17 protein-coding genes are annotated in these 26019 nt (G+C 43.1%); all 17 read right to left on the reverse strand.

Translation table 11 applies throughout. The features are described from left to right. Positions 1-58: 58 nt before the first annotated feature. The 17 genes from NBH14_RS05610 to NBH14_RS05690 all read right to left on the reverse strand — a co-directional run bounded on the left by NBH14_RS05610 (position 59) and on the right by NBH14_RS05690 (position 26009). Positions 59-1189 (reverse strand): DUF4998 domain-containing protein, encoded by a 1131-nt coding sequence (locus NBH14_RS05610; protein WP_186958653.1) that lies wholly within the window; start codon positions 1187-1189, stop codon positions 59-61. 24 nt (positions 1190-1213) lie between these two features. Then, positions 1214-2392 (reverse strand): DUF5000 domain-containing lipoprotein, encoded by a 1179-nt coding sequence (locus NBH14_RS05615; protein ID WP_186958654.1) that lies wholly within the window; start codon positions 2390-2392, stop codon positions 1214-1216. Between the two features lie 21 nt (positions 2393-2413). Further along, a complete protein-coding gene (locus NBH14_RS05620) occupies positions 2414-4330 on the reverse strand; it encodes a RagB/SusD family nutrient uptake outer membrane protein (protein WP_186958655.1) in 1917 nt (638 codons plus the stop codon). Between the two features lie 25 nt (positions 4331-4355). Next, positions 4356-7601: a SusC/RagA family TonB-linked outer membrane protein gene (locus tag NBH14_RS05625; protein ID WP_186958656.1), complete on the reverse strand. Its 3246-nt coding sequence runs from the start codon at positions 7599-7601 to the stop codon at positions 4356-4358. A gap of 452 nt (positions 7602-8053) precedes the next feature. Further along, on the reverse strand, positions 8054-10015 hold the full coding sequence (locus NBH14_RS05630) for an alpha/beta hydrolase family protein (protein ID WP_186958657.1): 1962 nt from the start codon (positions 10013-10015) through the stop codon (positions 8054-8056). A gap of 19 nt (positions 10016-10034) precedes the next feature. Then, positions 10035-11525 (reverse strand): RagB/SusD family nutrient uptake outer membrane protein, encoded by a 1491-nt coding sequence (locus NBH14_RS05635; protein WP_186958658.1) that lies wholly within the window; start codon positions 11523-11525, stop codon positions 10035-10037. Between the two features lie 30 nt (positions 11526-11555). Continuing rightward, positions 11556-15017, reverse strand: a complete 3462-nt coding sequence (locus tag NBH14_RS05640; RefSeq protein ID WP_250817241.1) for a TonB-dependent receptor — start codon at positions 15015-15017, stop codon at positions 11556-11558. Positions 15018-15265: 248 nt separating this feature from the next. Continuing rightward, positions 15266-16234, reverse strand: coding sequence for a FecR family protein (locus NBH14_RS05645; RefSeq protein WP_186958659.1), 969 nt, complete (start codon positions 16232-16234; stop codon positions 15266-15268). Between the two features lie 52 nt (positions 16235-16286). Continuing rightward, entirely contained in the window at positions 16287-16901 is a 615-nt protein-coding gene (locus NBH14_RS05650; RefSeq protein ID WP_186958660.1) for an RNA polymerase sigma factor, read from the reverse strand. A gap of 82 nt (positions 16902-16983) precedes the next feature. After that, positions 16984-20598, reverse strand: a complete 3615-nt coding sequence (gene porW, locus NBH14_RS05655) for a type IX secretion system periplasmic lipoprotein PorW/SprE (protein ID WP_186958661.1) — start codon at positions 20596-20598, stop codon at positions 16984-16986. Positions 20599-20645: 47 nt separating this feature from the next. Next, positions 20646-21452, reverse strand: coding sequence for a metal ABC transporter permease (locus NBH14_RS05660; RefSeq protein ID WP_186958662.1), 807 nt, complete (start codon positions 21450-21452; stop codon positions 20646-20648). 10 nt (positions 21453-21462) lie between these two features. Then, positions 21463-21882, reverse strand: a complete 420-nt coding sequence (locus tag NBH14_RS05665) for a phospholipase (RefSeq protein ID WP_186958663.1) — start codon at positions 21880-21882, stop codon at positions 21463-21465. Between the two features lie 88 nt (positions 21883-21970). Next, entirely contained in the window at positions 21971-23203 is a 1233-nt protein-coding gene (locus NBH14_RS05670; protein WP_186958664.1) for a 3-phosphoshikimate 1-carboxyvinyltransferase, read from the reverse strand. A 55-nt stretch (positions 23204-23258) separates the two neighbouring features. Then, the gene (locus NBH14_RS05675) at positions 23259-23588 is read right to left on the reverse strand and encodes a type II toxin-antitoxin system RelE/ParE family toxin (RefSeq protein ID WP_186958665.1); all 330 of its coding nucleotides are present in this window, start codon (positions 23586-23588) and stop codon (positions 23259-23261) included. Next, the gene (locus NBH14_RS05680) at positions 23585-23866 is read right to left on the reverse strand and encodes a hypothetical protein (RefSeq protein ID WP_122326950.1); all 282 of its coding nucleotides are present in this window, start codon (positions 23864-23866) and stop codon (positions 23585-23587) included. The genes NBH14_RS05675 and NBH14_RS05680 overlap by 4 nt, the downstream gene beginning before the upstream one ends. A 202-nt stretch (positions 23867-24068) precedes the next feature. Next, a complete protein-coding gene (locus NBH14_RS05685) occupies positions 24069-24524 on the reverse strand; it encodes an HU family DNA-binding protein (protein WP_186958666.1) in 456 nt (151 codons plus the stop codon). A 321-nt stretch (positions 24525-24845) separates the two neighbouring features. Continuing rightward, on the reverse strand, positions 24846-26009 hold the full coding sequence (locus tag NBH14_RS05690; RefSeq protein ID WP_186958667.1) for a DUF4998 domain-containing protein: 1164 nt from the start codon (positions 26007-26009) through the stop codon (positions 24846-24848). Between the last annotated feature and the right edge of the window lie 10 nt (positions 26010-26019).

Consider the following 26019-nt stretch of genomic DNA (forward strand, 5'->3'; position numbering starts at 1 on the left):
CCAACCGTCACTGATTGATACATCCTTAAATAAAATAATTTAGTACTATGAAAAACGATCACTTGCCATAAATATACACTTCTGCAATGTTAGTAAAAGGTTCACGGTTACTATCCGGCAAGAGGATCTTCATGTAACGGCCCTGGTTTGTATCTATTGATGCGGGAACAGGCAATTCCAAACTATCTCCGTTACCAAATGTTCCTGTTGCTACCTGAACCCAATCTGTTGCATCGGCATCCGGACTATTTCCAACATATATCTCCACACTCTTCGTATCGGTAGTGCCGGAACGGCGATATATCTCTATCTTCGACATCTTTTGGGGAGATCCCATATCTATAACAGCCCAATGTGGCAATGGTGTATCTTCATCCGTATAATTGGAATGCCACCAGGTATCCAGTTTGTCATCCATGATCGCATCTTTTCCACCTCCGTCACTGGCGGTTTCGTCGGAAACAGCCAATACGGTCCAATTACTCCGGTCGAATTTATATTCCAAAGGAAAAGCTTCTTCATACGTTTTCCAGGCAGTGGCAAATGTATCGATCGCCTCCTCTTCCGGAATATACAATGAACGATATTCGAATGTACTTCCGGATTGAACATCCGGACACGTAACGCTATACTCTCCGGCAGGCAAACAGGCCAGTGCTTCCGTCCCATCTTTCCGGGTATAACGTACCTCATTGCGGACCAGCCCCTCCATAGATGAATACCAGTCTATAACGCCCCCTGTATCAAGCAGGGAAATAGCCTTTATCCTCCGATCGTTCAGGGTCGACTGATAAGAAGAACCGTATGAACTCCCGAAATTTGTAACTGACAATGATACATGACCGAAGTGATCCGTGGTATGTACATTGAATGTATATGATTTTTCCGGCATATTATCCAGAACAACATTCAGGCTATCGTAACCGGCCCCCAAAGAAACAGGAATAATCAACGAATCCAATCCGTCATTCCAATAAATATCGACCGACTTTACATTCGGTGCATTATAAGTCCGGCAATGGAAAAGTATCCGTTCCTTTCCGGCAACGAAAGAGATCGTATCCGGTTTGGGAGCATAAATAATCTCGCCATCTTCAATATATTCTTTGTGTACATCCATAAAATCGTCACACGATGATAAGACTGACACACAAAGAATAAATGCTAATAAACTATATATCCTTTTCATAATCCATCTGTTTTAAATCAATTATTATTCTGCACTTTCACCATAAAAATCAACATCCGCCGGATGAGTAAAAGTGGTTCCGCCAAAAGTACTGTTTATCACAATACGGATATAGCGTAGTGGGCTTTGGGTCAGTTCAAAGGCAAATTCGTTACCTACTTCCGCTGCGGTTATATCCTCATCCGTCACTGTTCCGGAAGGAGAGCCGGAAGGTTTGAGGATCTCACAATCCATGATCTTCGTCCATTCGCTCCAATCACCACTTTGGGACGGTTTCTTGTCGCAACCATACACGGTAAAAGTCAGAGGATTTCCCCAATTGTAATAAGAGTCACTGTATTTGCGCTGGAACATCACAATACGGCTTAATTTAGCGACCTGTCCCAAATCAACGGTAAAAGGTGCCGGTAAAGAAGAGTTGGCAGAATGTCCGAAAGTACCATGGTCATCGTCTATCAGGTAACTATCCATTCCTTCCCAGTTGGTAAAACTGGCATCATTGGTAAGTTTCATTACAGTCATATTCCGCTTGTTCAGCTTTTCTTCGAACAAAGGAGTGATCATTCTCTCAGATGGGAAAACCGTATCTGATGCATTTCCGAAGTTATCCCGTACTATGGCAGCAAACATACGGGGTTCCGGTGCGTAACCACGCAAACTCTGCCGACTGGAATCGCTTTGTGTTGTAATAATTTTCATTACCTGCATCAACCCTACAGAGTCTTGTGCCAGAAACTCCATAGTCACAGGAGCCTTATCTTCATTTTTCCAGTTAAACTGGGCACCTCCGAAATCGCTGACAATCGTGATCGTTTTCGTTATTTTACTAAGAGAAGATTCCAACGGACGGAATGAGACTCTCACCGGATCGGACTCTTCTTGGGCACGGTTCACCGCATATAGTTGCACTTCATGCTCTTCCATATCATTATATCCCTCAATAACCAACTTATTTTCGTAAAAAGAGGCGGTCGTAGTATGTTCTTTCCCATCGGCCAACGTATAAACACCTTTTACGGCTAAGATATCTTCCGAATTGGGAATCCGGTAAGAAATAATCACACCTCCGGAAATCGCTTCAGTTGTAACCTCCGTTACTATACCCGGTTTACCCAGGCTACCGCTTATCGGTTCCAGTTGTTTTTCGGAACAAGAACATAAAATAAACGATAAAACTATCCATTTCAAATATTTTGTATTCATGGTCATACTTACATTTAATAGTTACCAGCCGGGATTTTGAACCAGCTGCGGATTATTTGTCATATCTTTCTCCGGTATCGGAGCAAAATAGTTTTTATAAGAAAATGTCTGTGTATACAAAGTAGTCGGCATATAATAATCGACTGCTTCTTTCGCATTCACATTCCATCCCTGGATCTGTCGGTTCTGCTCTTTAACGGCTGTTTTCCAACGATGGCTGTCCCAATAATAAACGCCTTCGCAAGCAAACTCAATCTTCCGTTCGCGCTGGATTATCTCACGCATTCCGGCTTTCGTCATGGGTTTGTCCGGTTGGTTCGAATAGGTTCTCCAACTTTCCAATACACCTTTCAACCCCGCCCGTTCGCGGATCATATCCACATACCTGTATACTTCGGCATCCGGAGTGCTTTTCGATTCATTCAGTGCTTCGGCACACAAAAGCAGCAGGTCGGCAAAACGCATATCGGGATAAGGATAATCTTCATAACTTACGCTATTGGCATCCCGGAATGTCGAATTGATACAAACCATTTTCTTCGGCCAATAACCTGTCGCATTGTAATCACCCGGGTTAAATACTGAAGAATATTCTCCAAAACGGTTCTTCGGATATAAACATTCGGCATCATCATCGGGAGAATTTTTATAGGAGTTACCATACCATTTACCCCTGTCAAAACCCAGCGTGGAATAGAAACGTGGTTCACGATCAAAATTCATTGCAGCAGTTTGCTCTCCTTTCTGAATATAATATTTATGTTCCTCATCTCCGGTACGGATATCAAAACGATGGGCATAATCATAGCCTTTATCTTCCTCGATAGGCACACCGTTCTCAGAATAAAACAGATCAACGGTAGAGAACGGAACACTCATTGTTCCCGTAGTCGAAGAACTGGTTCCCTGTTCCAGACGTGGGAAACAAGGCGACTGCAAACCGCTATTGACCGGATAAGAAGAATTACCCCATACCAGTTCACAATTCCATCGTTCACTGACTGAACTCCGCAAGGTATTCACCAACATCGTCTGGTCGGAAAGGACTTTGGGAGAGATATAATCCGATTGCTGATACAGGCGGATACCGGCAGCTTCACAGGCATCGACCGCTTTCTTACATGCTTCCGCAGCAGCTGTCCAACGTGTTTCATCATAAGACTGATTAAAGAAGGGTTCACCGGCATTATTCAGGAAACTGTTATAATCCGTATTTCCGTTGAACAAAGGACTCGCCCAATAAACCAATACTTTTGCTTTCAACATATAGGCAGCAGGTCGGGTAAAACGTCCAAGCTCCGTCGTCCGGTTTTCTATAACAGCCGGTAAAGCGTTACCTTCGATCACTTCATCCAGCAATTCCAGGATATATGCGAAACAATCATCCACTTTTTCCCGGTAAACCCGGACTCCCTGAGTGGATTCATTCACCTCCGTATTTTCGCGTAAAGGACAAATCGGTCCATAATAAGAAAGCAGATAAAAATGCATATACGCCTTGATCATTTTTGCTTCGGCTATCATACGATCCTTCTCGTATTTATTCAGGTCCTGTACACCGGTAACTCCTTCCATAAAGGTGTTGCATTCACGAATACCGGCATAAAGGGAACGGACCATATTTCCGGTATCTCCCCAGTAATTGATCAGAGCACTCGTTGCATTATCTTGTCCCAGTCCCATTTTCATTCCTTTTTCCGTCATCTTCTCCCGGTTAAAAACCATTTCCAATGCACCGAAAATAGCCGGATTTTCATTCCAACCAGCCGATTTAGGCATCCCCCAATAACAAGTAGCCAGATACTTTTCCGTGGAATAGCGGTCAGCGAACGCATTTTCTATTGTCGCCACATTGTCAGGAACCACATCCAGGTAATTGCATGATCCGACAGAAAAGACAGCGCATGCACATATAATATATTTATAGATTGATTTCATAATTATTCTCCTGTTTTTAATGTCATTAAAATCCAAGGTTAAGACCTACATTTATCACCCGTTGTACCGGATATCCCAGTCCGTTGCCCGCCATCTCCGGATCCCATAGTTTAAACCGGCTCCAACAAAGCAGGTTGGTGCCGCTCATGTATAACCGTAGATTATTGACCTTAAACTTTTTCGTGAGAGTCTGGGGAAACGTATAACCTATTTCAACAGATTTCAGACGGATAAATGTGGCATCCTGCATAAACCAGGTGCTTTGCTGATCGTTATTTTCCACCACCTGGTTCGACAAACGCGGCCACAAGGCATACGGATTACGGTTGTTCTCAGACCAGTAACTATCTGCAAATGCATGCAATACAGAATTTTGCCCGGTCAGTTTATCATCATCGTTGTCTCCCGTGTCACAATCCCTGAACGGAGCCACCTTCTTTTGATCCAGCCAGAAAGACTGACGTCCCGATCCTTGGAAAAAGAAAGAAACATCGACTCCTTTATATCCGGCAGACAGACCGAATCCATAGTTAATTTCCGGTGTTTCCGGATGCCCGATGGGTACTTTATCCAGTTCAGATATTTTACCGTCCCCGTTTACATCCCTGTATTTGATATCCCCAGCCATATAATCACCAAACTGAGTCGGTGAATTCTTTACCTCCTCGTCATCAATAAACAATCGCTCTGCAATATACCCCCACTTCTGTCCGAGCGAAAGCCCTACTTTCGATAACCAGGGTGTTGCGCTATAATCCGGTTCTTCCCATTCCACAACTTTGCTGGTAGCATATGTGAAGGTTCCACGACCGGTAAGCCATAAATCCTTATTAAAACTCTTTTCGTAGTTCAATTCCATATCGAAACCTTCTCCGCTGGCCTTACCCATATTCGCTTTCACTTTAGGGATAATTCCCATCGTATTGGGTATTATACGCTCCAGCAAGATATTCTCCCGGCGTTCATGGAAATACTCTATGTTTGCCGACAGACCATACACCGTATTGATCTCAACTCCGGTATTCAGTTTATAGGAGGTTTCCCAGCCAATCTGATCGTTGGCATAACGGCTGACATTCACCGCACCCGGATTATAATTCAATTGAGTACCCCAGTTTACTTTCCTGTCGGAATCATTCATATTCACTTGCGACAGATAGTAAAAGCGGTCCTTATTATCACCAATCGCATCGTTACCCGACATACCATATGTTGCTTTCAATTTAAACTGACTGAAAATATCTTTTGCCGGAGCAAAAAACTTCTCATTCGAAAGCATCCATCCGACGGCTACAGAGGGGAAGAATCCCCAACGATTGTTTTTGGCAAAACGCTCAGAACCGTTATAACCAAAGTCGAACTCTGCAAAATAGCGGCTATCGTAATTATAAGCCAGACGTCCGGCCAAACCGATATTACGGTTGGGCAGAGAAAGTTGCAGATCGTCTGCAATACCTGACTTTTTGTTACGCATGGTATAAACCAGCAAAGCATTAACCGTATGCTTATCTTCAAAAGTCCGGTTATATTCGGCGGCAGCCTCCAGGTAGAAGGAGGTATCAATATATCTGTTGCCGGGATTATAATCAATGTATTCCGTTCCTTCCGACGGATTCAGACGGATTAGTGTATAACTGTTTGTCAACAGATCAGATGTACCTATATTATAAAAGAAAGGTTTGTAGTTACGGTCTACCGAATATTCAGAATAACGATCCATATTTATTTTTACACGTGCAAACAACCCCTCCGTTACCATATCCAGTTTTTGCTTAAACTCGAACTGGGTCAACATCGTATTTTTACTATAATCATTATATCCCTTTAAGGCCAGAGCGTAGGGATTGACATAATTGGCACTTCCATAGTTACCAAATAAAATATGATTAGCATAAGCATACTGTTCATCCGGCTCATAATAAGGTTTAAACAACACCGGATTAGCCTGCATGACTTCTTTGTACATGGTACTACCTCCTCCGATCGGACCGGTATATTCATCGAATGTGGCACTCATACGCAATATCAACTCCGTCGTCTTCGTCAGGTTCACATTTACGTTGGAACGGACGGCATACTTCATCAGGTTGATATTCGAATTAAAGTTATTCCGTTTATCTACTTTCATATTACCGTTATCCTTCGATATATTCGCTGCTACATAATAACGGGCAACTGTTCCACCTCCACTGATACTCAAATTGGCTCTCTGATTGATCGTCGTATTCTTAAACATAGTATCATACCAGTCTGTAGCCGGGTAAATATCCGGATAAAGCCCGCGTTCGGTCATGGTGATTTTCTCTTCCGAATAAAGTGCTAATCCCATCGGGTCTCTTGTTTTGATCGCTTCGTTCTGCATGCGCATAAATGTGACCGGATCTGCGATTTTCACCCGTTTAGTCGGACTGGAAAAAGAGTTTTCAACACGGGCATTTACAGAAACTTTTCCCTCCTTACCTTCTTTTGTCGTTACTGAAATAACACCGTTCGCACCTCTGGCACCATAGAGGGCCGTTGCTGTTGCATCCTTCATAATGGTAAAACTGGCAATATCATCCGTATTCAAACGTGCCAGATCTTCCGTACTCAATTCGATCCCATCAATCAGGATTAACGGATCTTTTTTTGCTTCAGCTCCAAATGTAGTAATACCGCGAATAAAAAAGCTTGCATTATCCTTACCTGGCTCGCCACTCGTCTGATAAGAGATCAAACCGGCGACACGACCGGCAAAAGCAGTGGTCAGGTTGCTACTCGGAACTTTTAGTTCGGCCGGTTTCACTGTCGTAATGGACGATAACACACTTTCTTTTTTCTGTTTGGCGAAAGCGACTACGGTTACTTCTTCCAACTCATCCGTTTTTGCCTCCATTACAATATTCAGGAATTTCTGTCCGGTATACTTTATTTCCTTAGTTTCCATACCGATATACGAAACAACCAGGGTACTGTTAAGAGGACAATCATCAAACTCAAAGTTACCATCCATATCGGCAATAACCCCTTTCGTACTACCTTTTATCTGCACCGTAGCACCAGGTAAAGGATCTCCTCCCGTATCCGAGATTTTGCCTTTGAATTTCGACGATTGTTGAACTTTGGCTACCACGGGAAATACTTCAGCCCGAAGGTTTCTGCAAGGTAGTCCCACAACTGTTAATAAAAATGCCGGCAATATCCATCCATACGAATATTTTCCAGGCTTCGTGCTTTGAATCTTCTGAGGCTGACAGCATTGACCGCTACACCTCTTTCGCAATCTAATCATTACACTTGCTAATTTAAGGTTAATAAACAAAAACAGGTCTAAGAATTATTTAATATGAATAGTCGTTTATCATCATAGTTCTTGGAGAACTATGGCTACAATATAACCTGCTAAATATTAACCACATAAGTATATTGGTTGAAATATAAGACCGATGGAGAGATGATAGATGATATCTGAGAAGTCTCTAATTGGTTAAATATAGTTATATTATCGCGTATGGTTTTGTTTTAATTTCTATTTTTATATAATTTTGTTTTCACAATGTGATATAGTCTTTAAATGAAATAGTTCTCCAAGAACTCCAACCGGAAATATCCCCATTCTAAAAATCAGCATTTACAGAAGAGTTATTGACAAATAAAAAGAGACTGTCTCTTTTTTAAATTGAAACAGTCTCCTCATTATCGGATATAAAAAGTATATGTATATCCTGAAATTATAGGCTTTTATTACTTATCTTCTATTTCATCCAGAAAACGGAAACATTCATAATAGAATTTACAGTTATTGTCCACGCCCTTTATTCCATGTCCCAATCCTTCGAATTCCACATAGCGATGAGGGAGATTCAGGTGGGTCAATTTACGGTCCAGCAAACGTGAACCTTCGATGTCCACACGGTTATCATGATTCCCATGCAATAACAATAAAGGACCGGTCAGTTTTTCCGCATGATACAAAGGAGAACGGTCAATCAAACGAGCTGCATCCTTTACCGGATCGCCAGCTTCAAGAGCCGTCCAGTCAGGGATATTGGAATGCATATGTTGGTAAATAATATCGCAGAAACCGGCTGTCTCAATTCCAAAACCAAATTTAAAAGAGGCCTTGTTGCCATTTACTTCTCCGGGGAATGTTACCAAACGCATAGTGGCATACCCTCCATGACTCATACCAAAGACTCCGATACGTTCAGCCGGAATATCCAGTTTCTTTGAGATATAATCTGCACAATATATAATATCGATGATCTCGTTTCCACCCAGATCCTTGTCATTCATAGCCGCAAAATCCCGACCGAAACCGGCACTACCACGTGGAGAAGGGCTAAGAACCGTAATACCCGCAGCATTGAATATCTCATATTCCGTATTATATCTGTTCTCACCTCCGTAGAAAGATTCGATCATGACCAGTTCCTTGCCTTTAGGAAGCGGATTCTTCGGTTTATAAAGATAAGCATGTAACATTCTTGTTTTTCCGGTTGCCGGGTCTACATCGAAAGTCGGAATAGAAAGACGTTCCACATCCGAATGAACCAATTTATCTTTCAAAGTCTCAGGCAAATCGAACACAACGGAGAGCTTCATACTTTTTTTACCGACTTCCGCTTTTACGATCCGGAATACGACAGAAGTAGAATTTGCCAGCAAGCTCACCTGATCTCCCTGGACTGCACCAATAGACAACGACAGATCGGAAGATTGTTTATACAGCATCTTTCCAGTCTTGATATCCATTAGCATCAATGACGTTTCGATCGGGTTGCTCTGCAATACGAACAAATATTTCTCATTCTTAATCGTAACGAAACGGGCATCTTCTATATCTGATGTAAAATGAGTCACCTGATTCGCCTTCATCGTCCGACGGTCAAAACGATACAGGTTCTTGTATCCATCCTGATCTGAGAAGAAGAAACATTCATCACCGGATATCCATTTATCCATTACAGAGGTACCAGCATAACTACCTGGTTTAGAAGGGTCGGTCAAGACAGTTGTCTGTTTGGTTTCCGTATCGATATAAATAATATTTGCATACGTACGATCGGCATCTTTCAAAGCCAGCAGCATCAGTCCTTTTCCGTCCGGTTGCCAGCTAACATCGCCCCATGTATAACGGAAATCAGGTTTATCCTGACAAACCAATTCATCAGTACCGGTCTTCAGGTCGAGAATACGTAATTCGTCCAGCCTCTTTTCATTCTGGGCAAGCCTGGCGACATAAGCGATCTTTGTTTTATCCGGATTAAAATCCCAGGCATAAATATAAGGAACACTCGTCAGTTTTTCCGGTTTAGGGGAAAGGAGATTACTCCTGTAGATATTGATGATCTCTTCATTGTTCTCATCCCCGATCCAGTAGACATTCCCGTCTTTCTCATTATAGACAGGTTGCCAGCAATTACGTTTGGAAAAGTCGAGATCGACCACGTCCGTTGCTTTCGACAAATCGTTTTCCTTTGTTATATCCAGCCATTGTAACTTATTCTGGTTGGAGGTTTTAAAGAAAAACAACTTATGTCCGTCATCACTCAATGAAAACTGGGAATAAGGGAAGTCTTCAAAAAAAGGAGCAATGTCCACATTCCTCCCCTGGAATTTCAGCACCAGGTCGGAGGCCTTCTGTTGAGCTGACGAGGCCATACAGGCCATCGTCAGCATCAAAGCTACTATTAGTTTATTCATAATAAAAAAAGTGTGTTTACTAGTTTCTCCAATATTCATTCTGATCTTCAGCTGCCAACTGTTTGTTATAAAACATTTCCGTATTCGGTATCGGCAACATAAAACGCGGACTGTTTGCCGGCAGTTCCTTCACGCCGGCCCATTGGTCCGGTCCGGTACGCTTCAGCGGTTTGTGTAAACGTTTCATATCATTCAGAGCGAATCCTTCGCCATATAATTCCTTTCTTCTTTCTTTCCAGATATCGTCCAAAGTCGCATCGGTCGGAGTGGCTCCGCGCATTTCCTGCAAAGTATTAAGAACTTTTTTAGCTTCTGCCGTATTACCGGTCTGCAACTCGGCTTCCGCTTTAATCAGATATGCTTCTCCGATACGGCAGAAAGGATATTCAGCATCACCGATATTCGTCCGATGTCCGAACTTGCTGATAAAATAACCATCCTCTTCATAAACGTAACCCGGGAATAACTTACGGCAGTCAGTATTTTCAAACATATCGCGAAAAGAGGCACTGGCACGCACCGTACTATATCCTTTCAACATATTTGTCGCTTTACTTTCCACATCTTTCGAATCTATTTTCGCTCCATATTCATATCCCTGGAAATCGGTACAATACCAATAGAAAGAAGGAATGGAAGCATACAGGTTACAGGTATTAGGCGTAAAATTGAAAAACCATAACCATTCTTTATTATGATCTTTAAAACCTGCACGGTATTCAGTTTGTGACATCAGGTTTTCACCGGTGTAAGAGCCGGCGGCAATGGTTGCATATTTTTCTGCATTCGTATAGTCACCCATATTCAAGTATGTACGTGCCAATAACAAAGCGACACCTTTCTGATTCACATATTGCGCGTCCGTTCCTGTACAATGTTCGTATGCATATGTCAAATCCGACAGGATTTGCTGATAGGCTTCCTTGACTGTTGTACGCGGTACGTTTTGTGTCTCATCACTGGAACCCGGTTCGAGACGTAACAGGATTCCCTTTGAATCCGGTTGATCCGTATAGGCACGGGCAAACAACTGAGTCAATACCAAAAAGTTATAAGCACGTAATCCGTAAGCCTGAGCGATCATATCCTCTTTCTCCGTACCTTCCGGTTTTAATGTTTCCGCACTGGCGATAATCGTATTCGCCTGATCGATGGATTTATAAGCATACCGCCAGATATAAGCGCAGTAACCGGTCCACCAGGGATCATCTACCGGTGTCTGAGCATATTGATAAGAGAAAACAAGCCAGTTATAGGTAGAAAAACCATAAGCGCCGCTGGTCATTGTCAAGTCCTCTCCCATAAGGTCGGAGGTTACGGTAGCCAACGTATGATACCGGTAATCACCCAATTGGGCATAAGCCCCCATCAATGCAGTCTTTGCTGCCGCTACATCAGTCATGATCGCGTCATCCGATACGGAAGTGGAAGGCTCCTGGTCCAACATATCATTTGAACAGGAATAGAATAACGGGAAAGCTATACCGAGCAATAAATATTTTATTTTCATATTCGATTCTTTTTAATTATTCATTTATAATTAGAAATTCAGATTAAAGCCCATCGTAAATGTTCTGGGAACAGGGATGGCTGTTAATGCATTATATCCGCCGACTCCGAAAATATCTATATCGGAATATCCTTTCCAGTCGTCCTTAAACCAGGTGAAGAGATTATCCGCACTAACGAAAACTCTTGCACCTCTCAATACATTCGATACGGTTCCCAGGTTGGAAGGCAATGTATACGACAAAGTGATATTCTTCAGTTTAATATTTGTCGCATCATACAGATAGCGGGTAGAAACACCGTCAGAAGAGTTTGTATTGTTATTAACATATTTCGGCACGTTCGTAATGGTATTGGTCGGTGTCCAGGCCGACAACTCATCTTTATGCATCTGTGCACCTGCCTGATTTCCATCATGCATAATCTGTGAATACAGAGCATCGTAAACCATACCGCCCCAGCTATAAGCGAACAATAAAGACAGGTCAAAACCTTTATAAGAAAGGTTAGTGCTCAAACCTCCGTAAAAATCAGGAGTGGCACGTCCTTGCTTTTCATAAGTAGCCTGGCTGTATACATTAGTGGTACCGCGATTGCCGTTTGCATCGACTTTCACCCACAACGGATCACCATTCGCCGGATCGACACCGACCCAGGTCGGCATATAAAACTCATACTGGCTATATCCTTTCGACCAGATCTTCTTTGTATCTGAAATAATTTGATCGTCTCCTACCAAGTCCTTAATTTCATCACGTATAGACGACAGATTCAAATCAACGCTCCATTTAACCGGTGTATCTCTCAAAATATAAGCACCCAAGGTAAGTTCCACTCCATAATTGGCAACTTTAGCCATATTCATCATAATCGATTCGAAACCGTTGGAAGCAGCAAGCGGATATTTATAAAGCAGATCCTTTGAACTCTTGTGGAAATACTCGAACGAGCCGTAAAAACGGTTCATGAAACGAAAGTCGGCACCCACATTAAACATCGCCTGCTTTTCCCATCTCAGATGCGGGTTAGCTAACTGGGTATGTCCTGTTCCGGAAGAAGTTCCGTAAATATAATCGGCACCTGTATCCCATAAACCTAAAGACTGGTAACGTTCCAATCCCTGATTATTACCGGAAGTACCATAGCTTAAACGCAGCTTCAACTGATCCAGCCAACTGATATCTTTCAGGAAGTTTTCCTGCTCCATTCTCCAGGAAGCACCGGCACTCCAGAATGTACCCCATTTATTGTCCTGTCCGAAAACGGAAGAACCGTCACTACGCAAACTGACTGAGAAATTATAACGGTCATTATAAGTATATTCGATACGTCCCAAATAAGAGATCAATGTCTCTTTAGTGGTTTTGGATTGAGGGCTCAGAGCTGAAGCACCGGAACTTAATTCATGCATACCATTCAAAGGGAAAGAGGTAACGCCTGCCTCTACTCTCTCATAATCACTTTGCCAATATTCAAAACCGACCATGGCATTCAAATCATGAACGTCTGCAAACCGGGTAGAATAATTCAATGTGTTAGTCGACGTATACATCACATCTGTCGTATTATAACGGTCCGCACGTCCATTATAGGCAGGTCCGTTGCCATGTTCCTTATTCCAGTATTTAGCTTCTGAATAATGGATATAATCAGGAGAAAATACAGTTTTGAAATTTAATCCTTTATATAATTGGAAATCCAGAAATGCCGAAGCCAGGAAACGATAGTTCTTGCTCCTGTTCATATCCATCTGCGGAATAGCTATCGGGTTAAAGTCCAATGAAGTCGGATTGGTAAAATTATACTGTTTATTACCGGAAGCATCCAGGATAGGATTTCCATCGCGGTCAGTCAGATAAACCGGAACTCCGTTGGGGAAAAGCAATGCATTATAAAGAGGACTTGCTCCTGCACCGCCACCTACTTCCATATTCTGTACAGAATGAGAGAAAGTTACGTTCATTCCGGTTTTTAACCAGGGTGTTACCTGTGAAGATATATTTCCTTTACCGGAGTATCTCTTATATGAAGCAGAAGGAGTTACACCATCCTGGTCATAGTAACCGGCAGAAAAGAAATAGTTACTTTTATCATTACCACCTGTTACATTCACATTATAATCCTGGGTCAGCGCAGTCTTGAATATCTCATCCTGCCAGTCCGTATCCACAATGATACGGGCACCACTAACCAGATTCCCGTTTGCATCGATCGGCTGGTCCACATTGTACGGATTGAACGTGATCGCTCCCTGTGCAAATGTATTGGCTGAAGAAGCGGCATCTGCGGCAGTCATTCCGGTGGCCAGTTTCTGATCGTAATGAGACTGCCATTTGGTACGATAAAATTCAGCCGAGCTCATCATATCGTAGGCTTTCGGTACAGAAGAAAGGCCGAATTGGGCATTGAAAGAAACAGACGCTTTACCTGATTTTCCGTTCTTCGTCGTGATCAGGACAACACCGTTAGCTGCACGTGAACCATACAAAGAAGCGGCAGCAGCATCTTTCAATACAGTGATCGATTCAATATCCTGCGAGTTTAACGTGGCAAGTATACTGGATGAGTTGTCATTGTCATCCGCCAGCTTACTATATTTTGTATTGGCAGAAATAGGTACACCATCCACAACATACAGAGGTTCGTTCGACGCATTCAAAGAGCCGGAACCACGGATACGGAAAGAAGATGTCGAACCCGGCTGACCGGATGAAGACATTACCTGTAAACCTGCAACCTGTCCCTGCAAGGATTTATCAAAAGAAGCACTGGGAGTTTGTAGTTTCGTATTATCGATACTGGCAGCCGAACCGGTAAAAGCCGATTTCTTACTGGTACCATAAGCAACAACTACTATTTCATCCAGATTCTGCGTATCCTCATTCAGGATAACGTTCAATGATGTCTTATTTCCAACCGCTACTTCCTGGGGAATATAACCGATATAACTCACCTGTAATACGGCATTTCTGGGGACTTCCAGTTCAAAATCGCCGTCAACTCCCGTGATCATACCGATAGTCGTACCTTTCACGACAACATTCGCACCAATTACCGGTTCTCCTGAAGCATCTTTCACAACACCGTTGATCTTTCTTGCCTGTTGTTTGACATCGGTAACCTGCACCATTTTCTTCCCGGAAGAAGAATACAGAACCACTATATGATCGTCTATCCGGTATGCAATACCTGTCCCTTTGAAAACCATATCCAATATCGTCCCGATTTCTTCTTGTTCAGCTTTTACTGAAACATTATTCACTTTCGTACCCTCCAGAGCGAGATCATAAGCAAAAGCAATATCAGTTTGCTTTTTCAACGATTCAACAACATTCTTAAGTGTCGCATTCGTCAATGAAAGCTCTACACTGAATTTCTGATTCAGATTTGCAGCAGCAAAAGTTGTCTGCGCAGGAGCGATCATCAAACAACACAAAGATACACCAACACACCAATGCATTACAGAAGATCGACTAATAGCTCTCTTTTTCATACTTTACCATTTTAAAAATTAACATAACACACATAATTTTTCCGCAACGATCCTATTCACAGAATGAAACTTTTAGACACCGGAAAATAATTTAGCTAAATACAATCAGACTAATAAATATCAATTCGTTCCTTTTCGTTATATATAAATTACAACTAACGAAATAAAACTACCTAGCCAAAAATGTATTTTTTTGATTTAATTTTTAAATAATGCAGTACAAGGAGGCAAAAGGAGGTTATAAAGAACTAGCGAATAGTATCTACAGGGATTCCTGTCATATAAGAAAGGCGACGAAGTGCATCGGATGCACCCTTATGTTTTCTGAAAGAGAAATTATATCGATTATTTTTTATTGTTGCGATGTCCATTTTAATATGGACACCGTACAGGCTTTCGATACTTTCGATTATAGAGGATATTTTAACACCGGACATTGTTATTAAATCGAAACGCCAGGAGATATATTCATCGACATTGACATGGCGAACTTCTACTTTACCTGTTTCCTTTGAGCAGACTGCTTGCTGGCCAGGTTTCAATGTTACCAGTTTTTTCCCGTCGGCACGCAATAACTGCACTGAACCGGATTGCAGTGTTGTTTTACTTATTTTTCCGTCAGGTGAAGTTGTTATGCAAAAAGAAGTTCCTACAACCTTCACCATCATCGCCTTGGTTTTCACGACAAAGGGATGCAAAGTGTCTTTGACCACTTCAAAAAAGGCCTCTCCCTGTAATTCTACCAAACGTTGACTGCCTGTAAATTCCGAAGGACAGGTTAAACAGGAACTAGCATTTAACCAAACCAATGTACCATCCGGAAGAAAAACCTTTTTCACAGAATCCGGAGACTGATTGACATAAACAATATCTGCAACCGAAGTAACTTCCGGCCCCTTATATAATATCGAAACTGAGATGAAACCTAACAAAACAATAGCAGCAGCAACCATCCAGCGCTTCCACGAATGGTTCACCGTTTTTTTATTTATTGGGACGAAGCGGTCTATACGTTCATTAATAGCGGATAATGATTCTTTCAGTTGGTCTGAAGCTATATTATTCCGGGAAATACTATGTTTTGCATGCCAAATAGCTTTTAGATCGAAAAAAACAGCCTTATTCTCAGGAGAAGCCTTCAACCAATTCAATAATTGCAGCTTTTCTTCTTCTGTGGCAGTTCCCGAAAGATATCTGTATACTATAGTTTCATCCATTATGTTATACCGTTTATATATATTATACAACGATGAAGCTCAAAATACCTATTCAAAATAGATTTTTTCCACCATTCGACAAAAATAAAAACAGAAGACTCAATCCAGCTTTATATCCTCCCAATTTATCCCTCAATTGTTTCAAAGCCGAATAGATATGGTTATCAACAGTACTCAAAGAAATTCCTAACTTACGGCTTATTTCTTTACTGGGCATATCCTGTAGATAACTCAGCACAAAGACCTCCCTGCAACGGACAGGCAGACTTTCGATCGCCGCTTGCAGGTCTGCCCGCAGATCCGCATTATAAAGCCGGCGAATAATATCGCAAGAATCGGGATCATAATAGCCATATCCCATTTCCTCTATCTCTTTTTCGCAGGAAGAATAATAATCATTTGCATGTTTCTTCTTCTTCAACATATTCAAGGCGGAATTATATACGGAACGTAGCAAATAGCCTCGGATGGAAAGTGTGTCGTCCAGCCCCTCCCTATGCAACCAAAGATTCAGAAATACATCCTGCACGACATCTTCCGCATCATCGGCATCAAGCATCAGGTCTGCATAAAAACGCACAGAAAGATAATGCAATTCATATATTTCATTAAATGCAGCACGATCTCCCCTTTTTAACATTTCTACCAGTGATACGACATTCCCCATTGAGTCACCTATGTTTTGACTACAAATATATTCTTTTCTAAAAGATACGCAAAATCAAAAACATAGTGAAGACTTTTTATCATCACCTCTTACGTGCTGCCGCCTCTTTCGCTTTTTGTGCTTCGCGGCGGGCTTTCTCTTTTGCTTTCAGTTTTTCCTGATACTCTTTTTCCTTCTGCTTACGCTCTTTTTCCTTTTGTTTGAGCCTTTCCTTGTATTCGCGCTCTTTTTGTTTGCGAAGTTCTTCACGGGCTTTCAGCTTCGCTTTACGGTCGGCTTCAGCCTGTTTCAACTTATTCTTACGATCCTGCTCAAGCTGCTTTTCACGGTCGGCTTTCGCTTTCAGAAGGGCTTTTTCTTCTTCTTCCTGCTTTTTCAGCAAGTCAGCACGTTCCTTGGCTTTCTGCTCCTGCAATTCTTTCTCGGCTTTCTGTTGTGCTTCGAATGCTTTGCGGTCAGCTTCCTTACGGGCTTCTTCGGCTGCGGCTTCACGTTTGCGGATTGCTTCTATCTCTTTTAATGTAAGCTCTTTCCGTTCCTCCTGTGACTGAACGGCAGGGACAGTATCCTGAGGAGAAACAACCGCAACAGTATCGGAAACAGCCGGCTGTACGGAAACCGTATCGACAGGAGCTTCAATTGCCGGAACATTGACAACAGTATCAGGAACGGATATCTCCGGAATGACAGTATCTTTCGGAGCAACCTGTTCTACCGGTTTTTCAGCTTCTTCTTTCTTTTCTGCCTCAGCTTCTTTTCTGCGTACCGACTTGATTTCTTTTGCCGGGGCTTCATCTTCCGGTTGAACTGCTTCGCCCGGTTGATCTTCGCCCGGAAGTTCTGCTTCTGCTTCGGCTTCTTTCACTTTTTCTTCTTCCACCAGCATACGATTATTCCAACGTGTTGCCAGTTCCGGGGCTTTATCGCCAAAGTTTTCTTCAAAGAAGTTGATATATTCTTCCAGTGTCTTACCTCGCATCAATGTTTCGTAATTGTCCTCAGAGATCGGAAGGATAGCTACATTTTTATCCAGAGCCTGGGCATAACCGTCTTTACCATAAATCATTTTATAGTATTGCAGGATTTCTTCTATACCTGTAAAACCGCTGATGTTCAGCATTGACATCGGGCCGGCTTCTTCAAAGGCCAAATCAAACTCCTTCACCATAAAGTTGGCAAAGTTGTAAGCTGCCACAGCAAACAGCAACTGGTTCTTATCCACACTTCCGGTCGGATACATCAAGATCATACGGTAAGGAGTATTCGGCTCGGCAGTAAATGTACGTGCTGAGTCGGCTGCGGACAAAGAACCGTCTTCACCCAGACCAAAACGCAGGTTCCAAGTCATACCGGTCACGCTGCCCTGCATCAGGGTACGGCCGCGGAGGATACCTTTCAGCATCTCACCTGCCAGCTCCGTCACATCGGCTGTCGGATATTTCTCTACCAACGCTTTCAAGGCCGTTTTGAAACCTTCGGCATCACCGGCTTGTACATAAGTCAACGCATCCAGGAACATAAATTTCGGCATCAGGGTTGCCAACGGATATTTGACACTGACATCGCGGAAATTCCGACGCACGGTAACGGTATCGCTTGCCAGATAACTATTATAGGTCTGTTGATAGATCGAATCCTGTACGGAATCCATCATACGTATATTATATTCATAATTCGGGTCAGAGATCGCGATCGTATAATCCTCATTCGGGAAGGCATTGATCATCTTCGTCTTATACTCGGCAGCCAAAGAGGTATTACCCGTACGGAGGGCCATCAGATAGACCTGGTAATAACTCTCCAGGCGATGCGAATTATCCGGAAAACGACGTTCCAGCTCTTCAAAAGCCTCGATCGACAAAGGCAGATCCTCCAGTTTATCTTTATAGATCATCGCCATATTATACAATCCGTCCTCAATAATTATATTCGAGGCATCCACATCTTCCTGCGTAAAAGGTAACTGCTGCAAATAATATTCACGTGATTTCGGGTCATCGGCAGCAACCTCCGGCAAACCGGCCTCCAGCGAGTCGGTCGGCAAAGGCTGACCGTCCGGTCCGATGGCTCCGGCTGCTGTCTCCGCCATTTCACCCTCTTCCTGAGCATCTTCGTTGAAGGTCGACATTTCTTTTTTACGCCGACGCCAGTTATCCTCAAGTGTACGACGTCCCCACTTACGCTGGAACTGTGCCTTACCCTGCGATACGGTCGAAGGATTATAGAAGTAAAAAGAAGTCCCGCCCGATGCAGTCGGGAGAACGATACCGCCGGTTTCTGTCCCAGGACGGTTAATACCCGTTCCTTTAGCAGCCTGGTCAGCCAGATAAGCCTCTTTCTCAGCCAAAGCCTTGGCCTCTTCTTCTTCTTTCTTTACCTGTTCTATGATTTTGTCGATGACAGCCAAACGTTCCGTCTCCGGCATTTTTGCCAGGGTCTGCAAGCTATCCTGCAAATGGACGGCTTCCACATGTACGACCAGTTCGTCCAGGACTGCCGAAAGTTTCGACACACGCTTAAAGTCTTTGTATTCTTTTTGGATACCGGACAATGCGCCACTGAAACAGGGCTGAGCCTTTACATAATCACGCATGGTAAAATAGATATCGCCCAGTTTGATCTGGCAGATAGCTTTCTCCAGTCCGTTCTGTGTGCTCTTTTCGATACCCAATTCATAATTCTTTATGGCATTTGCCGTATCCTCCCGGTTCAGGTAAACATTTCCGAGGGCATAATAAACCTGATCCAGGTAATCCTTATTCTTATCGCTCTTCGCCATACGCTGAAGCATCTTGACTACCTTTTGATAGTTAGCGCCTGAGAACACTTCCGTCTGACGGATACGGGCCGCAAATTCAAGTTCATAGGGAGGACTGGCTTTGGCTACTTCGTTGAACATTTTATAGGCGAGCCCGTCCTGATCCTGCGCGGCATAGATCTGTCCCAACAGGTATTTCATACGGGTACGCTGAAGTTTGCTTTTCTCCGATTTGATTGCCGTCTTAAAATAAGGGATAGCTTCTTCATACTGTTTGCTCTTGACCAGATAATCGGCATAAACGGCGGCATACTGGTTCAGGTTCTTGCGGGGTATTCCATTGGTATTCAGTTTACCCAAAATATCTTCGGACTCATAGAACCAATCCATTTCCGAATAACAACGGGCCTGCCACAAACGGGCTTCGGCCACTACTTCCTCGTCATGGGAATAATGGCGGGCAATATAAGAAAAAGTGGCAGAAGCCTGCAGGAAATCAGCATTATAAAACTGTCCCTGTCCGATCAGCAGCCAGCATTTCTTCAGGAAAGGGTTATATTCTTCCTGTTCCTGCAAAGCACGTTGTTTGGGATCGTTACGCCAACCCGGTTTCTTTGCCGGCTTGGCTTTGATGGAATGAAGTTTTATGGCTTTATTGCCTTTCTCGATGGCGCGATCGAAGGGACCGCCGGTTTCCTTTTTATCTTTCGGCTGTGCACTGATCGGATACATGTGGATCATTTCGGAATAACTCTCCTTATAGCCGGTCTCCATAGATTTCAGGGCTTCGTCAAAAGATGTTTTTCCGTTATAATAGATATTGTATCTCGATGTAAAGGAATGGTAGAACCGGCTTGCTTTGGTGTTTTTCTTCGTACTGCACGACCAAAGCAAGAGAACCACGAATATCGAAATTATATAGTAAAAACCTTTCTTCACGTATTATGTGCACTCTTTATCATATAATAAACTGAGAAGAACCTGTTTTATTGCCTTTTCATAAAGAATAATACTCCTTTCAGGATCAAAAAGACCAGCACCAGCACCAGGATGATAAAAGCTCCCGACGGTACATTCAGGAAATAAGACAGAACCAGTCCCACCACACAACTCAGGAAACCAAGGGCGATACTCCCCCAGATGATCTTCTTAAAGTCGGAAGTGAACAGATTCACCGTAATTTGCGGCAAAGTCAGCAAGCTCATCAGCAACATAATACCGACCAGCCGGATGGAAAGGACGATAGTCAGGGCAATAAAGAACATCATCATATATTCGATCCACTTTACATGGATATGCTGCGTCTTGGCAAAGTCGCTATCGAAAGCGACATAGACTATCTCCCGCAGATAGAGGGAAAAGACTGCGATCAGTACCACCGCTAAAGCAGCTATCCAGATAATATCGGACAGGGAGATCGTCAGGATATTACCGAATAAATAGGCAGACAGATTGGGAGAATAACCGGGAGTAAGAAATATGAAAATCACTCCGAGCGCCATTCCAAGCGCCCAGACACCGGCAATTGCCGAATCTTCACGCACATCCTGTGTCTTGCTCGCCCATTCCACCCCGAAAGCGGAAAGTACGGAAAAGACCATTGCCATCAAGATCGGGTTTGTACCCAGATAGAAACCAAGCCCCAGTCCCCCGAAAGAGGCATGGGTAATTCCCCCGCTGATAAACACCAGACGGCGGGCAACGACATAGGTTCCGACGATACCGCAGGTGATCGCGGTAAGGAGGCTACCGATCAATGCGTGTTGAAAAAAAGTATATTGTAATAAATCCATGTTCTGTTTATCAATGTATTCTCCGTTCTCCGACAATCAGGAAGGCTTCGTCTTTCAAGGCATCGGGCAAATTTAATCCTCGAAGCTGGAGACTGCGGAGCCATCCGGCGACCTCTTCCGACTGCAAGGTGTAAAGCACTTCACGAAATTCGTTTACGGCTTCTTCCTCATATTCATCTCCTTCCAGTCCGCGGAAACGATCCAGTTCCTCATCATCGTAATATTCGATTTTCTTGCTGACGGCAGCCAGCAGACTATCACGTTCGCAGGTTTCATGCTGCCCGCAACACTCTTCCGGGATCTCACGGGCTTCGGGGATTTCGGCGATCTCCCCGCGCTCCAGCATCTTCTGCAATTTCTTATTCCTGAAATAACCGGCTACGGCGGCAATAACGCCCAGCACGATTACGGCTATGATAATATACCACATATCAGTTGACAATTGACAGCTGACAGTTGACAAACGGGGGCGTGGTTCAAACGCCTGGGATTGTCAATTGCCGGAACTGTTCGTTTTATTATTGAATTTCAGTTATACCAAATCCAGCTTTGCGCAAGTCTTCCCAATAGGCTGGATAACTCTTTGTCACCACTTCCGGATCAGCCACTTTAAGACCTTTCGGCAATACCAGCGAAGCCGGGGCAAATGCCATTGCCATCCGATGGTCTTCGTATGTGGCGATAATCGGATCAGCCTCCGGTTCACAACGTTCCCCATTCCATTCCAAAATACTTTCGTTGCTGTCGGTCAGTAGATAGCCGAGTTTACGAAGTTCCGTTTTCAAGGCTTCGATACGGTCGGTTTCTTTTATCTTCAGCGATTGCAATCCGGTGAAGCGGAAGGGGATATTTAGTAACACACAGGTGACAACAAATGTTTGCGCCAAATCGGGTTCGTTGACAAAATTGTAGATCAACTTTTTTGTCACGTTACCGTTATATTTCAGCATGACGCCCCGGTCTGTAAAGGCCGTACCAACACCCAGTTGAGCAAATAGTTTTGCTCCGGCGGCATCTCCTTGCAGGCTGTTCTTAAAAAGCCCCAGCAATTCTATTTCGGCATTTTTCGACAAAGCCATGATTGCATACCAGTAAGAAGCGGCACTCCAATCCGACTCCACGGTAAAACGAATCGGTTTATATTCCTGGGGAAGAATCTTGATGGTTTGGCCGTTCCAGGTAGCTTTCACCCCAAACTGTTCCATCAATTGTAACGTCAGATTGATATAGGGACGCGAAATGATATTTCCTTCCAGATGTAATGTCAAGCCATTTTCCATCAAAGGCGCCACCATCAACAGAGCCGAAATATATTGCGAACTGACACCTCCGGCCAGAGAAATCTCGCCTCCTTGCAACGCACTTCCAAAGATACGCAAAGGGGGATAGCCTTCCTTCTCGATATATTCGATGCGGGCGCCCAACGAGTTCAGTGCATCGACCAGCAGTTTGATCGGGCGATTTTTCATCCGCTCCGTTCCCGTAATCGTCCATTCACCGATAATCTTGGAAAGGAATGCCGTCAGGAAGCGCATCGCCGTCCCTGCAGCTTTTATATCGAAATCACAGCTGTTAGAATTTAATGCCTTAACCATCACTTCCGTATCATCGCAATCGGAAAGGTTCTGTATATCATACGGACTATAACTTAGTGCATTCAACATCAAAGCACGGTTACTAATGCTCTTGGAAGCAGGAAGTTGTACGGAAGCCCGAAGTCTTTCTTCCGGGGCCTTTATCAGATATTTCATTGCTTTTGTCTGTTCGTTTTAAACTGATGACAAAAGTACGGAAATTTCCGGATAGTTAGGTCTTCTTTCTACGAATACGGCTTATCAATGTAGAGGGATCGCAGCGAACATCCCAAAGAGAAACGATATAAAATACAGATTTCTTCTCATCCACATAATACACCAGTTTAAATAGTTTATGAACTAACAAAGTTCGATATTGGCGACGCGATGTATCCAATTCAGGAACATGAATCCCCATCAATGGATTTCCAGCCAAAAGTAAAATCTGATGGTCTACTGAATCAAGAAATTTCTCTGCAACTCTTTTCCCAAATGTTTTCGCACAATATTTTGTAGCTTTAGTTAGTTCTGCCATGGCAGTTTTCTTCCATTCGCATGTCATAACGAAGCGAGCATTTGTCGTACATCCTTCATCACATCTTGATGCGAAACCGTTTCTAATATATCAGCATCAAGATCTGCCTCAAATGCCGTAATATTCTGCTTTACCTCTTCCAATGAAGAAGGGACACCAGGAATAGATTCCGTGTTCTTAGCTTGAGCCGCTTTAACCGCCCGATTGAAAGATTGTTTCATCTTATCAAGAACTTCAACACTATCCGTTTCCATAATCTTTCGGATAAGTTCCATCCGACGAGCATCCAGTTCCATTGCTGTCATAATACATTCCTTTCATTAAATTATATCCGATGACAAAAGTACGGAAATTTCCGGATAGTTAGGTGGTATTTCTGCGAATAGGATTACTCACTTATTATACATTTAACTCCGATCAAAAAAAGAAAGTGTTGCAAGCACTTCTTCCGTTCCGACAGGCAAGACAGTTACTTTGCAACACTTTCTTCATACATTCAGAGAAAGATCACTCGATCTCCGGACGATCTTCACCACCTCCTTCTTCAGGAGTTGTCTCGGGTGCAGTGTTCAATTCCATCCAAAAGATGTTGTCGCTGATAAGCGAGCGGTTCATCGTCTTACTACCTGTCTTTCTTGTAGCTTCAGGGATGAAACGAACACGAACGCCGGTGATTTGAGATGCGCTCACTTTGTCGGCAGATTCAACTCCGTTGCCACCTGCGGTAAGTGTGTAATAGAAAGTCCCCAAACCATCTATTTTCACACTACGTCCCTGTGCCATGTAATCGGCCAGCACACCAGCCAAATCCATCAGGACAGCGTAGACGTCGGCACGGCTCACGGTTGAAATCTGCGATAAGCGGTCAGCCACTTCTTTTGTCGCCACGGGTTTACCCACAGTTACAGACTGAGGATACCACTTGTTGTTTAGTTTTTTCAGAATTTTCTTAAAAAATGCCATATCGTATCTTTTAAATATATTCCGGACTTTTTGCAAAAGAGAATATCAACCTTTGGACTCGACGTCGTCTCCCTTTGGACTTGACACCGTCTTCCTTTGGACCTGATGCAACCGACCATGGAGCACGTCGTGTACTTCCTCAATCGTAAATTTTCCCTAATATGGAAAGTCCCAAAACAATTCTCATTTCCGGAGTTCACACGCCATCTCCGGCTTAGCGTGTCGTGTTAGAATCTTGTTTAGATAAGGATGACCTTTCCCTTTATAACAAAAGCCAGGAGATGCCCGTTAGGACATCCCCTGACCTTTTATATTTATAGGTTACTCTGTTCCTAACGCATATATTTCCGATATGGAAGCAGACGGAGAACGATGACTTTCTGTTATGACTAATTTCATGTACCGAGCCTTCTTTGTTTCTCCCAATACAATCGTTTTAGCATTCGGATCTGCCGTTTTCTCAAATTCAACTTTCCCGACAATTTCCCAGCTACGGTTATCTGTGCTGACTTCAACATGAGCGGTCTTCAAATCCGTATTAGCCTGTCTCTTAGCAATGGTTACACATTTTATGTTCTTTACAGCATTCATATCAATCGTAATATGGTGCGGTAATTGGGCCGTACTTGCCGACCATTCACTATGCCAGAATGTTGCAGGATCATTATCAATAACCAATGCTGCGTGACCGTTGTCACCTTCACCAGTCGGTTCTTCCGAAGAGAAATCAGCTATTTTCCATGTTGTCCTGTCAAACTTCGGATATCCAGGAAACTTGTCATCCAAAGAACCATCTCCTACATAATAAGTTGGAAACTTATCGACAGGAGAATCCAGCTCAAACTGATCCAACGCATCCTTCTCGGGTAAAAAGATTGTCTTATAAGAATATTCCCCCCCCAGCACGTAATCATCAATTACAGTTACAGTCTCTGATACCGGAATATCGATCGTCTTCTTTTCCCCTGCTCTATTTGTATAAGTGAATAAAACATTCGAAGAATTTCCGCCTTCTTCCCAATATAGATTAACTTTATCAGCCAGTGATTCCACCAACCTGATCTTCCTCGGATTCAAGTTCGATTTATAAATATCACCATAAACTGCACCCTCAACTTCACTACTTATAGACAAGCTATTATCCACCCCGACATGGTATAAATTGAAAATAAATGTACCTTCCGGCATATCTTCCAAAATATGAGAGAGATATCCATCTTTATCAATCTGTCCTCTATCAATCGGGAAACTAACGGAGTCTTGTTTGTCATTCCAAAAGATTTTGCAGGAAGCAATGCGCGGATCTGCATTTATTTTCCATAGAAGCTTGATCCGGTTGATTCCTCCTGCTGTTTTAGCAGAGTCCACTCTTCCGATATAAGCGACTTCTCCTCGATCCAAATATTCTTTTATATTATCATTCATTCCATCGCATGATACAAATAACAATGCGAACAAACTACATATTATTATTACAGCTTTCATAAATATAAGA

It is taken from the genome of Parabacteroides caecihominis (assembly GCF_023656785.1).
GTDB classification, from domain to species: domain Bacteria; phylum Bacteroidota; class Bacteroidia; order Bacteroidales; family Tannerellaceae; genus Parabacteroides; species Parabacteroides segnis.

Bases quoted from the DNA above. Each gene is read 5' to 3' on its own strand.
- NBH14_RS05610 (WP_186958653.1), bottom strand. From the start codon at position 1,189: ATGAAAAGGATATATAGTTTATTAGCATTTATTCTTTGTGTGTCAGTC.
- NBH14_RS05615 (WP_186958654.1), bottom strand. From the start codon at position 2,392: ATGAATACAAAATATTTGAAATGGATAGTTTTATCGTTTATTTTATGT.
- NBH14_RS05620 (WP_186958655.1), bottom strand. From the start codon at position 4,330: ATGAAATCAATCTATAAATATATTATATGTGCATGCGCTGTCTTTTCT.
- NBH14_RS05625 (WP_186958656.1), bottom strand. From the start codon at position 7,601: ATGATTAGATTGCGAAAGAGGTGTAGCGGTCAATGCTGTCAGCCTCAG.
- NBH14_RS05630 (WP_186958657.1), bottom strand. From the start codon at position 10,015: ATGAATAAACTAATAGTAGCTTTGATGCTGACGATGGCCTGTATGGCC.
- NBH14_RS05635 (WP_186958658.1), bottom strand. From the start codon at position 11,525: ATGAAAATAAAATATTTATTGCTCGGTATAGCTTTCCCGTTATTCTAT.
- NBH14_RS05640 (WP_250817241.1), bottom strand. From the start codon at position 15,017: ATGAAAAAGAGAGCTATTAGTCGATCTTCTGTAATGCATTGGTGTGTT.
- NBH14_RS05645 (WP_186958659.1), bottom strand. From the start codon at position 16,234: ATGGATGAAACTATAGTATACAGATATCTTTCGGGAACTGCCACAGAA.
- NBH14_RS05650 (WP_186958660.1), bottom strand. From the start codon at position 16,901: ATGGGGAATGTCGTATCACTGGTAGAAATGTTAAAAAGGGGAGATCGT.
- NBH14_RS05660 (WP_186958662.1), bottom strand. From the start codon at position 21,452: ATGGATTTATTACAATATACTTTTTTTCAACACGCATTGATCGGTAGC.
- NBH14_RS05665 (WP_186958663.1), bottom strand. From the start codon at position 21,882: ATGTGGTATATTATCATAGCCGTAATCGTGCTGGGCGTTATTGCCGCC.
- NBH14_RS05670 (WP_186958664.1), bottom strand. From the start codon at position 23,203: ATGAAATATCTGATAAAGGCCCCGGAAGAAAGACTTCGGGCTTCCGTA.
- NBH14_RS05675 (WP_186958665.1), bottom strand. From the start codon at position 23,588: ATGACATGCGAATGGAAGAAAACTGCCATGGCAGAACTAACTAAAGCT.
- NBH14_RS05680 (WP_122326950.1), bottom strand. From the start codon at position 23,866: ATGACAGCAATGGAACTGGATGCTCGTCGGATGGAACTTATCCGAAAG.
- NBH14_RS05685 (WP_186958666.1), bottom strand. From the start codon at position 24,524: ATGGCATTTTTTAAGAAAATTCTGAAAAAACTAAACAACAAGTGGTAT.
- NBH14_RS05690 (WP_186958667.1), bottom strand. From the start codon at position 26,009: ATGAAAGCTGTAATAATAATATGTAGTTTGTTCGCATTGTTATTTGTA.